General features: G+C 72.6%; 11 protein-coding genes. 6 read left to right on the top strand and 5 right to left on the bottom strand.

Going from position 1 to position 9,061, the window contains the following annotated elements; genetic code table 11:
- Positions 1-64: 64 nt before the first annotated feature.
- Positions 65-328 (bottom strand): hypothetical protein, encoded by a 264-nt coding sequence (locus DFJ66_RS15910; RefSeq protein ID WP_121222147.1) that lies wholly within the window; start codon positions 326-328, stop codon positions 65-67.
- A 17-nt stretch (positions 329-345) separates the two neighbouring features.
- Here DFJ66_RS15910 and DFJ66_RS15905 point away from each other — a divergent pair, with 17 nt between their 5' ends.
- Positions 346-723: an antibiotic biosynthesis monooxygenase family protein gene (locus DFJ66_RS15905; protein ID WP_121222145.1), complete on the top strand. Its 378-nt coding sequence runs from the start codon at positions 346-348 to the stop codon at positions 721-723.
- On the opposite strand, the gene DFJ66_RS15900 is transcribed toward DFJ66_RS15905, so the two are convergent.
- On the bottom strand, positions 683-1,531 hold the full coding sequence (locus DFJ66_RS15900) for a tetratricopeptide repeat protein (protein WP_121222142.1): 849 nt from the start codon (positions 1,529-1,531) through the stop codon (positions 683-685). The genes DFJ66_RS15905 and DFJ66_RS15900 overlap by 41 nt on opposite strands.
- A 424-nt stretch (positions 1,532-1,955) precedes the next feature.
- On the opposite strand from DFJ66_RS15900, the gene DFJ66_RS15895 reads away from it, so the two are divergent.
- A complete protein-coding gene (locus DFJ66_RS15895; protein WP_121222140.1) occupies positions 1,956-3,341 on the top strand; it encodes a glycine--tRNA ligase in 1,386 nt (461 codons plus the stop codon).
- A gap of 8 nt (positions 3,342-3,349) precedes the next feature.
- On the opposite strand, the gene DFJ66_RS15890 is transcribed toward DFJ66_RS15895, so the two are convergent.
- Positions 3,350-4,276, bottom strand: a complete 927-nt coding sequence (locus DFJ66_RS15890) for an AraC family transcriptional regulator (RefSeq protein WP_121222138.1) — start codon at positions 4,274-4,276, stop codon at positions 3,350-3,352.
- An 81-nt stretch (positions 4,277-4,357) separates the two neighbouring features.
- Between DFJ66_RS15890 and DFJ66_RS15885 the strand changes: the two genes are divergently transcribed.
- The 4 genes from DFJ66_RS15885 (at position 4,358) to DFJ66_RS15870 (ending at position 7,375) form a co-directional block, all read left to right on the top strand.
- Complete coding sequence (locus DFJ66_RS15885) at positions 4,358-4,789, top strand: anthrone oxygenase family protein (protein ID WP_211351186.1); 432 nt, start codon at positions 4,358-4,360, stop codon at positions 4,787-4,789.
- A 156-nt stretch (positions 4,790-4,945) separates the two neighbouring features.
- A complete protein-coding gene (locus tag DFJ66_RS42760) occupies positions 4,946-5,287 on the top strand; it encodes a hypothetical protein (RefSeq protein ID WP_170199428.1) in 342 nt (113 codons plus the stop codon).
- 61 nt (positions 5,288-5,348) lie between these two features.
- Positions 5,349-5,948 carry a carbonic anhydrase gene (locus DFJ66_RS15875; RefSeq protein ID WP_121222132.1) on the top strand — a complete coding sequence of 200 codons (600 nt, stop codon included), beginning with the start codon at positions 5,349-5,351 and terminating at the stop codon, positions 5,946-5,948.
- A 5-nt stretch (positions 5,949-5,953) separates the two neighbouring features.
- Positions 5,954-7,375: a SulP family inorganic anion transporter gene (locus DFJ66_RS15870; protein WP_246029773.1), complete on the top strand. Its 1,422-nt coding sequence runs from the start codon at positions 5,954-5,956 to the stop codon at positions 7,373-7,375.
- A 61-nt stretch (positions 7,376-7,436) separates the two neighbouring features.
- Here the strand turns inward: DFJ66_RS15870 and DFJ66_RS15865 are convergent, their stop codons facing one another.
- On the bottom strand, positions 7,437-8,297 hold the full coding sequence (locus DFJ66_RS15865; protein ID WP_147459281.1) for a serine hydrolase: 861 nt from the start codon (positions 8,295-8,297) through the stop codon (positions 7,437-7,439).
- Between the two features lie 17 nt (positions 8,298-8,314).
- A complete protein-coding gene (locus tag DFJ66_RS15860; protein ID WP_121222127.1) occupies positions 8,315-9,040 on the bottom strand; it encodes a Type 1 glutamine amidotransferase-like domain-containing protein in 726 nt (241 codons plus the stop codon).
- Between the last annotated feature and the right edge of the window lie 21 nt (positions 9,041-9,061).

Genomic DNA, 9,061 nt, shown 5'->3' with positions numbered 1-9,061 from the left:
GCTCCGCACTTCGACCGTCACGGCGCCTCCCACGTGGTATGGATTTTCACCACCAATACTACGGTCAGAGCACCGACACGGTGACGAGCACGAGGACCGCGAGCACCAGGAGCCGCAGCACGCGGGCGCTGGGCTCCAGGTACCGCCAGGTCACGGCGAGCAGGGTCGCCACGCCCACCACCAGCACTCCGAGCAGGGTCGCGCCGACCGGGCCGCGCACCCACACCCCCACCCCGAACAGGGCCAGGACCAGCAGGAACACCGCCGGGGCGGGCACCTTCGCCAACGGGCCGCGGCCGGGGATCAGGGTCCGCTTGAAATCCGCCACCGTGGCATCCTTGCACCGTGCTGCTCGTGTGCAGGTTCACCGTCCCCGAAACCGACGTGCCGGCGTTCGCCGAGCGCGCCACCAAGGCCTTGGAGCTGCTGACCGCGCAGCCCGGGTGCCGGGGCGGGCAGGTGGCCCGGTCGCTGGACGAGCCGGACCTGTTCGTGCTGACCGTCGAGTTCGACTCGGTGGTGGCCTACCGGCGGGCGTTGTCGCCGTTCGAGGTGCGCGAGCACGTCGTGCCGCTGCTGTCCGAGGCCGTGGCCGAGGCCGCCGCGTTCGAGCCGCTGCTGGTGGCCGATGGAGGATCCGTGCAGGTCAGGACCAGTCTGCTGGCCTCGGACGCGGGCACGGTCAGGCTGGGAGAGGCGGCGGGGCCGGCGGTGCCGCGCTAGCGAGCTGGTGCAGCCGCTCGACCCGGTCGGGCGGCTGGTGGGCGTCCAGCAGCTCCAACGCCTTGGTCGCCTGCTCGGCGGCCTCGGCGTGCCAGCCCAGTGCCGCGTAGTCCTCGGCCAGCTCCTCGTGGAACCAGCCGTCGGGCGGGCTGACCGCGACGGCGTGCCCCATCAGCTCGGCCGCCTCGGCGGGCCGGCCCAGCGCGCGCAGCGTCTTGGCCACCGCGTACCGGGCGATCTCGACCTCGTGCACCTCGTTCGAGGTCTCCTCGCGCGCGGCCAGCGCGATCCGGAACGCCTCCAGCGCCTCGTCGAACCGGCCCGACTCGTAGTGCGCCCAGCCCAGGTTGTTCAGCAGCGGACCCACCCAGTACCGGACCTGCGGGTCCTCCGACGCCGACGCGATCTCCACGCCCCGCGCGGTCCACTCCTCGACGTTGTCCACCAGCGCCGCCATGTGCGCGGCGTCGGCGGCCAGGAACTCCTCGCCCAGGTGCCCGGCCAGCACGAACGCCGCCACGAACAGCGGCAACGCCTCCTCCGGCGCGCCCGCCGAGCGCAGCAGCCGACCGCGTTCCAGGAACACCCGAACCCGGCCCGCCGAGTCCGGCGCGGCCAGCGCCTCCGCCTCGGCCAGCAGTTGCTGCCCGGCCGCGGTGTCCCCGCGCAGCCCCTCGACGCGGGCGAGCTGGGTCAACACCTCGGCCCGCTCCGCGTCCCCCACCGGTTCCGCCAGCCGGGCGCGGAAGCGCGCCTCGGTGCCCGGCAGGTCGGAGAAGTCCCACAACACGCGCAACTCGTCCGCCATGTCCGCAGCGTAGGCACAGGTGGCGCCCGATCGCCCGACGGGCACGCCGCCCGATCGCCCGGCGGGCGCGCCGCCCGATGCCCCGGCGGGCGCGCCGCCCGATCGCCCGGCGGGCGCGCCGCCCGCCCCGCCTCACCCCGCTCTGCCGCGCCGCGCCTCGCCCCGCCGCGCCCTGCCCTGCCTTGCCGCGGCCTCGCCTCGCCGCGCCCTGGCCCCCGCCCCGCCTCGCCCCCGCTTCAAATCGCCGCCCCCGGCCCCGCCCCGCCTTGCCGCGCCGGCCCCCGCCTTGCCGCGCCCCCGTGGTGCGTGGTGAGGCGGGTTCGGTGCCCCGGGGCGTGGAGGCGGGCCCGGTCGCCCGATGGGGCGTGTCGTGCGGGGACTAGGCTGCGAAGCCCGTGTGTCCCGCCCCTTCTATGGAGTGTCCGTGGCAGCCGATCGCATCGAGACCGTCGTCAGCCTGTGCAAGCGCCGCGGGTTCGTGTACCCGTGCGGCGAGATCTACGGCGGCACCAGGTCGGCATGGGACTACGGGCCGCTGGGCGTGGAGCTGAAGGACAACATCAAGCGGCAGTGGTGGAACACCGTCGTCCGGGGTCGCGAGGACGTCGTCGGCCTGGACTCGTCGGTGATCCTGCCGCGCGAGGTGTGGGTGGCCTCCGGGCACGTCGAGGCGTTCGTGGATCCGCTGATCGAGTGCAACTCCTGCCACAAGCGGTTCCGCCAGGACACCCTGGTCGAGGAGTACGCCGAGCGCACCGGCAAGCAGGTCGCCGAGGGCGACGTCTCCGACGTCCCGTGCCCCAACTGCGGCAACCGCGGCCAGTACACCGAGCCGAAGATGTTCAACGGCCTGCTCAAGACCCACCTCGGCCCGGTGGAGACGGAAGAGGGCCTGCACTACCTGCGCCCGGAGACCGCGCAGGGCATCTTCACCAACTTCCTCAACGTGCAGACCACGTCCCGGCGCAAGCCGCCGTTCGGCATCGGCCAGATCGGCAAGAGCTTCCGCAACGAGATCACGCCGGGCAACTTCATCTTCCGGACCCGCGAGTTCGAGCAGATGGAGATGGAGTTCTTCGTCGAGCCGGGCACCGACGAGGAATGGCACCAGTACTGGATCGACGAGCGCACCCGCTGGTACACCGACCTGGGCATCTCCAAGGAGAACCTGCGGCACTACGAACACCCGGCGGAGAAGCTGTCGCACTACTCCAAGCGCACCGTCGACATCGAGTACCGCTTCCAGTTCGGCGGCCAGGAGTGGGGCGAGCTGGAAGGCATCGCCAACCGCACCGACTACGACCTGTCCACCCACTCGAACCACTCGGGCGTGGACCTGTCCTACTTCGACCAGGCCACCAACTCCCGCTACCGCCCGTTCGTCATCGAGCCCGCGGCGGGCGTGGGCCGGCCGATGATGGCGTTCCTGCTCGAGGCCTACACCGAGGACGAGGCCCCCAACGCCAAGGGCGGCGTGGACAAGCGGGTCGTCCTGCGCCTGGACCGCCGCCTGGCCCCGGTGAAGGCCGCAGTGCTGCCGCTGTCCCGCAACGCCGAGCTGTCCCCGAAGGCGAAGGACCTGGCCCAGGCCCTGCGCAAGCACTGGAACGTGGAGTTCGACGACGCCGGCGCCATCGGCCGCCGCTACCGCCGCCAGGACGAGATCGGCACGCCGTTCTGCGTGACGGTCGACTTCGACACCCTGACCGACCACGCGGTGACGGTGCGGGAGCGGGACACCATGTCCCAGGAACGCGTCTCCATGGACCAGTTGGAGTCCTACCTGGCCGCCCGCCTGATCGGCTGCTGACCTCTGGATCACGCGGTGGCGCGGTACTCGGACGGGCTGATGCCGCGCACCCGCTTGAACGCCGTGCTCAACGCGAACGCCGTGCTGTAGCCGACCTGTCGAGCCACCGACGCCACTGTGGCCGAGGGCTCGCGCAGCAGGTCGGCCGCGAGGGTGAGCCGCCAACCGGTCAGGTACGACATCGGCGGCTCGCCCACCAGTTCGGTGAACCGCCTGGCCAGCGCCGCCCTCGACACGCCGGTCGCACGGGCCAGCGACTCCACGGTCCACTGCCGTGCCGGGTCCGCGTGCAGCAGCCGCAGCGCCCGGCCGACCACCGGATCGGCGTGCGCCCGGTACCAGGCGGGTGTGTCGGCCTCGGGCCGGCACAGCCACGCCCGCAGCACCGAGATCAACAGCAGGTCCAGCAAGCGGTCCAGCACGGCCTCCTGGCCCGGCTCGTCCCGCGCCACCTCCGCGCACAGCAACGGCACCAGCGGCAGGTCCGAAGGCGGCACGACCAGCAGCGGCGGCAGGACCGACAGCAGCCGCCGGCTCACCTCGCCGTCCAACTGGTACGTGCCCGACAGCAGCACGACCGAGCCGTCCGGGTTGCCGCCCCACGTCCGCACGCCCAGGTTCCACTGCTCGCACAGCGCCGCCCCGTCCGGCGTCGTGCTGATCTCGCCGGGGTGGACGACCGCCTGCGGTGGCGTCTCGAGGTCGCCGGCCAGCGTGTACGGGTCCGGGCCGCGCATCACGGCCACGTCCCCCTCGGTGAACGGCACCGGTTCGCCGCCGTCGGGGAGCACGTACCCCGAGCCCCGCACGAAGGCGACCACGGTCAGGGGTGCCCGGTCCTCGATGCGGAGGGACCACGGCGGGTCCAGCACGGTGCGCAGGATGAACGCCCCGCGCGCCCGGGGGCCGTCCAGGAGTCCGGCTAGTGCGTCCACGGCCGCCAGCGTAGACGCACGGATATGGATCCGAGCTGATAAGCGATGGAAAGTCTCACCGCGGTCGTCTTGACTGTCCCCATGTTCACCTTGACGATCATCGCGGCCGTGGGCTGCGGGCTCATGGGCGGCGTGTTCTTCGCGTTCTCGGCGATGGTCATGCCGGGTCTGCGTCGGGCCACGCCGGCCGAAGGGCTCGCGGCGATGCGGGCGATCAACATCGCGGTGGTCAACCCCGTGTTCCTCACCGCGTTCCTCGGGACGGCGGCGGTGTCCGTGGTGGCCGCGTTCGGCGGCACGGTCGCCGGGTGGGTTGGGGCCGCGCTCTACGTGCTGGGTGGCGTCGTGCTCACCGCCGCCTACCACATCCCGCGCAACAACGCGCTCGAACAGCGGGGCAGCACGGACTATTGGGCCCGTTACCTCAGGGAATGGGTGCCCGGCAACCACGTCCGGGCGATCACCTCTCTGGGTGGCGCGGTGGCGTTCACCATCGCGGCTTCACAACTCTGAATCCCGTCACGATGAGTAGTCTTCGCCTTTCCGAATGACCTGTGTCACGGGCAAAGGGGTGAATGTCCTGCGCGAGCCGACGAAGCCCCTCCGTCATTCACGCGCACGTCACCTGACGCTGTGAAACTGGGGGCAGCGACTCATCGGGGGGGTGTCATGAAACGCGTCGCGGCCTTCGCCGCACTGCTGGCACTCGTCGCCGTGTTCACCCCGTCGCCGACCGGCCCGGTCCACCTCGCGGCGGTGTCCGGGTACCAGGCCACCACCCCGGCGCCCTCCGAAGAGGAGCCCAACCGCGAGTGCCGCAAGGGGCCCGAGCCCCGCACCTGCGCGTCCTCGACCCAGCGCCCCGGCGCAGCCCGGCGCGAGCAGGCCCCGGACGGCGTGCCCGTGGGGCGCGCGCCGATCCGCGCCGCCCACCTCCTGCCGCGCGTCGCCGCGGCCGACCACCTGCACACCCGGCTGACACCGCCGGTCCTCCAGGTGTTCCGGAACTGATCCCACCGCACGCGCACGCACAACCGCATCCCGAAGCCACTACTGACCTGTGAGGATTCCCGTGGAATTCCGACAGCTGGTTCAGCACGCCCGGACGCACGCGCAGCGGAGGTCCCCGGAAACGGGCCGCAGACTCGCCGCCGGGCAGTCACCCACCGCTTTGTTCATCACCTGCGCCGATTCGCGCATCGTCCCGTCCGCCATCACCGGAGCCGAACCGGGCAGCCTGTTCGAGCTGCGCACGGCGGGCAACGTCATCCCCGAGTTCAACCCGCACACCGCGTCCGCCGAGATGGCCACCGTCGAATTCGCCGTGGTCCAGCTGGGCGTCTCGGAAATCGTCGTGTGCGGGCACTCGCACTGCGGCGCGGTGGACGCCCTGCACGCCGACCGGCGCGCCCTGACCCACCTGCCCACCCTGATGCGCTGGCTCGCCGCGCACGCCCCGTACCGCACCGGGCGGCCCACGCCCGGCCTGCGCGAGGAGGGCCGGGAGCACGTGCTGGCCCAGTTGCGCGCGCTGGAGGCCTACCCGTTCGTCCGCGACCGGATCGCCGCCGGCGAGCTGCGCACGCACGGCTGGTTCTACGACATCGAGACCGGCGAGGTCTCGCTGTGCGGGGCCGACCGCTTCCAGCCGTTGCAGGAGACCGTGGCGTGATGGTCATGAGCACCGGACGACGCACGTCCTCCTACTGGCCCGACATCGCCGCGTCGCTGGTGGTGTTCCTGGTGGCGCTGCCGCTGTGCGTCGGCGTCGCCGTCGCCTCCGGCGTCCCGGCCGAGCTCGGGATCGTCACCGGCGTGGTCGGCGGCCTTGTCGCCGGCCTGCTGCCCGGCAGCTCGTTGCAGGTCAGCGGCCCCGCCGCGGGCCTGACCGTGCTGGTCGCCGACACGGTGGCCACGCACGGGCTCGAAGCGCTGGGCGTCATCGTGCTCGGCGCGGGGCTGTTGCAGGTCCTGATGGGTCTGGTGCGGCTCGGGCGCTGGTTCCGCGCCATCTCGCCCGCCGTGGTGCAGGGCATGCTCGCGGGCATCGGGCTGGTGCTGCTGCTCGGCCAGCTCTACCCGTTCGCGGGCACCACGGCCCCGGCCGGCACGGCCGCCAAGTTCGCCGGCCTGCCGGGGCTGGTGCTGGAGGCGGCGCCGCAGGCCGTGGTGATCGGCGTGCTGACGCTCGTGATCGCCTCGCTGTGGCAGCGGACCCGGTTCCACAAGGTGCCCGGCGCGCTGGTGGCCGTGGTCGCGGTGAGCCTGCTTGGCGTGCTGCTGCCCGTGCCGCGCATCCAGGTCGGGTCACTGGCCGACGAGCTGCGGCTGGTCGACTTCTCGCTGTTCGACACCGGTGTGCTCGGGGCGGTGGTGACCTTCGCCCTGGTCGCGTCGGCGGAGACCCTGTTCTGCGCGGCGGCCGTGGACCGCATGCACAACGGGCCGCGCACCCGGTACAACCAGGAGCTGGTCGCGCAGGGCGTCGGCAACGCGGTGTGCGGCCTGCTGGGTGCCCTGCCCATGACGGCCGTGATCGTGCGCAGCTCGGCGAACGTCCGGGCGGGGGCGCGCACCAAGGCGTCCCGCGTGCTGCACGGCGTGTGGCTGCTGGTGTTCGTGGTGGCCCTGCCCGGGGTGCTGTCGTTCGTGCCGCTGGCGGCGCTCGCGGCGATCCTGCTCCAGGCGGGCTGGAAGCTCCTCGAACCGCGGCGCGTGCTGGCCCTGGCCCGCACGGACCGCGCCGAGGCGGCCGTGCTGGTGCTGACCGCGGGGTTGATCGTGGTGACCGACCTGCTCACCGGCACGCTCGCCGGCCTGCTGGCGGCCGTGGTGAAGACGGCGTGGGACGTGTCGAGGCTGACCGTCACGGTGACCCCGGACGGCGCCGACCACGAACACGTGGAGTTGCGCGGCAACGCGACCTTCCTCCGCCTGCCCCGCCTCCTGGACACCTTGGAAGCCTTACCGCTGACCAAGCACGTCCGGGTCGACCTCAGCGGCCTGCGCCACCTCGACCAGGCGTGCCGGCAGGCGCTCGAGCAGTGGGCCGACACCCACCGCACCGCCGGCCGGACGGTGGACCTGATCCGCCCCTGACCCGAACCGGAAGTCCGACCCAGCCGAGTCCCGGGCACCGCCGCCCCGGGGCTCTGCTGCTTCAGCTGTTCGGCACCAACCCGGAGACCAGCGACTTCGCCACCGCCGTCACCTGCTCCCGAGCCGTCTCCTCGTCCACCCCGCTGTGCACCGTCAGCAGCACGACCACGTACCGCCCCGCCACCACCCCGGCGCTGTGCAGGTACAGGTCCGCGGGCTGGTACCACATCCAGCCCTGCTTCGCGTACGCCCCGAGCCCCGGCGCGAGCAGCCCGAAGTCCTGGTCGAACCCGTCCGCCGCGGTCCGCGGCGCGGCCGTCAGCGCGGACACGATGAAGTCCCGCTCGGACTCGGGCAGCGCGGTGAGGACGTAGTGGTACAGCCGCACCAGGTCCTCCGCCGACGTCACGACGTCACCCCACTGCGACGAGTCCTCCGGCGCGTGCGTCGTGGTCAGCCCGACCAGCTCGGACACCCGGTCCACCGCGCCCATGCCGTCGTGGACGTCCCACAGGGCGTTCATGGCCTCGTCGTCGCTCAGGCTCAACGCCCGCCGCAGCCGGTCGCGGTCCTCGTCGTCCACGTCCCCGCGCGACAGCACGTCCACCGCGATGATCAGCTTGCTCAGCGACGCCGTCCGGAACGGCACGTCCGCCCGGGACCCGCTCCGGGCGCCCGTCTCCAGGTCGAGCACCGACAGCCCCAGGTCGAGGGTCCCGACGTCGGCCACCGCGTGCTCGACCGCGCCGTCCAGGTCCGGGGCTTCTGCCGTGCGCGGCTTGACGGGGTGCGGGGCTTCCTGGGCCGGCGGCGCGGCCGGAGCAGGCCCCATCGCGACCTGCACGGGGTCGCTCGACCCGCAGGCGACCGCGCACACCAGCGACACCCCCGCGAGGAGCGCCGACCGCCACAGTGTTCGCACAACACCCAGAATTCGGGTCACAGGCGTCGGATGTCGAGGGAATCCTCCTGTGCGGTTCCTGAAGAGTTGTCCCTGCGCACCACGTACGCCCCTCCCGACCGCCGCTCGGACACGGCTTCGACCATATCCGTACCCCGGTACAGCAGGCCGGCGCCGTCGTCGGTGCAGTACGTCAGCGGCAGCTCGCCCGCGGCGACCGCCGCGTGGATCGCCGGCCGCCGCAACGCCTCGCTGTCGTGGTGCACGCCGTTGCCGTAGGGCAGCAGCCCGAGCCCGTTCGTCACCACCCGCAGCTCCGGCCCGAACGAGTCCGTCGTGCCGCCGACGTGCCAGCAGATCGACCCGGCCGACACCCCGCCCAGCACCACCCCCGCCTGCCACGCCTGCCGCAGCGCGTCGCCGAGCCCGTGCACCTCCCACACGGCGAGGAGGTTGGCCACCGAGCCGCCGCCGACCCACACCACGTCGTGCTCCAGGAGGAAGGCGGCGATGTCGGTCGTGGGCGGCATGGTGAACAGGTTGAGGTGGCTGACCTCCCAGCCGACGAGCCGACCGGCCTCGGAGACGTCGGCGTTGAACCAGCGCTGGTCACCGGCGGCGGTGCCGATGTGGCACAGCTTCGGTCGGGTCGCTCCGGACAGTTCGACGGCTTCGCGGACCAGCGCACCGAACTCGAGGTTCGTGCGCAGGCCCGCCCGGTAACCGCCGGAGGTGGCCAGGATCGTGGGCTGCTCTGCGGGCATTCCGTGATCCTCGCAGCCACA

Origin of the sequence: Saccharothrix variisporea, from assembly GCF_003634995.1 — a bacterium.
GTDB classification, from domain to species: domain Bacteria; phylum Actinomycetota; class Actinomycetes; order Mycobacteriales; family Pseudonocardiaceae; genus Actinosynnema; species Actinosynnema variisporeum.
Note: the sequence above shows the minus strand (reverse complement) of the source record. Positions and strands in the feature narration are given on the sequence as shown.

Bases quoted from the DNA above. Each gene is read 5' to 3' on its own strand.
- DFJ66_RS15900 (WP_121222142.1), bottom strand. From the start codon at position 1,531: ATGGCGGACGAGTTGCGCGTGTTGTGGGACTTCTCCGACCTGCCGGGC.
- DFJ66_RS15885 (WP_211351186.1), top strand. From the start codon at position 4,358: ATGTTCACCTTGACGATCATCGCGGCCGTGGGCTGCGGGCTCATGGGC.
- DFJ66_RS42760 (WP_170199428.1), top strand. From the start codon at position 4,946: ATGAAACGCGTCGCGGCCTTCGCCGCACTGCTGGCACTCGTCGCCGTG.
- DFJ66_RS15870 (WP_246029773.1), top strand. From the start codon at position 5,954: ATGAGCACCGGACGACGCACGTCCTCCTACTGGCCCGACATCGCCGCG.
- DFJ66_RS15860 (WP_121222127.1), bottom strand. From the start codon at position 9,040: ATGCCCGCAGAGCAGCCCACGATCCTGGCCACCTCCGGCGGTTACCGG.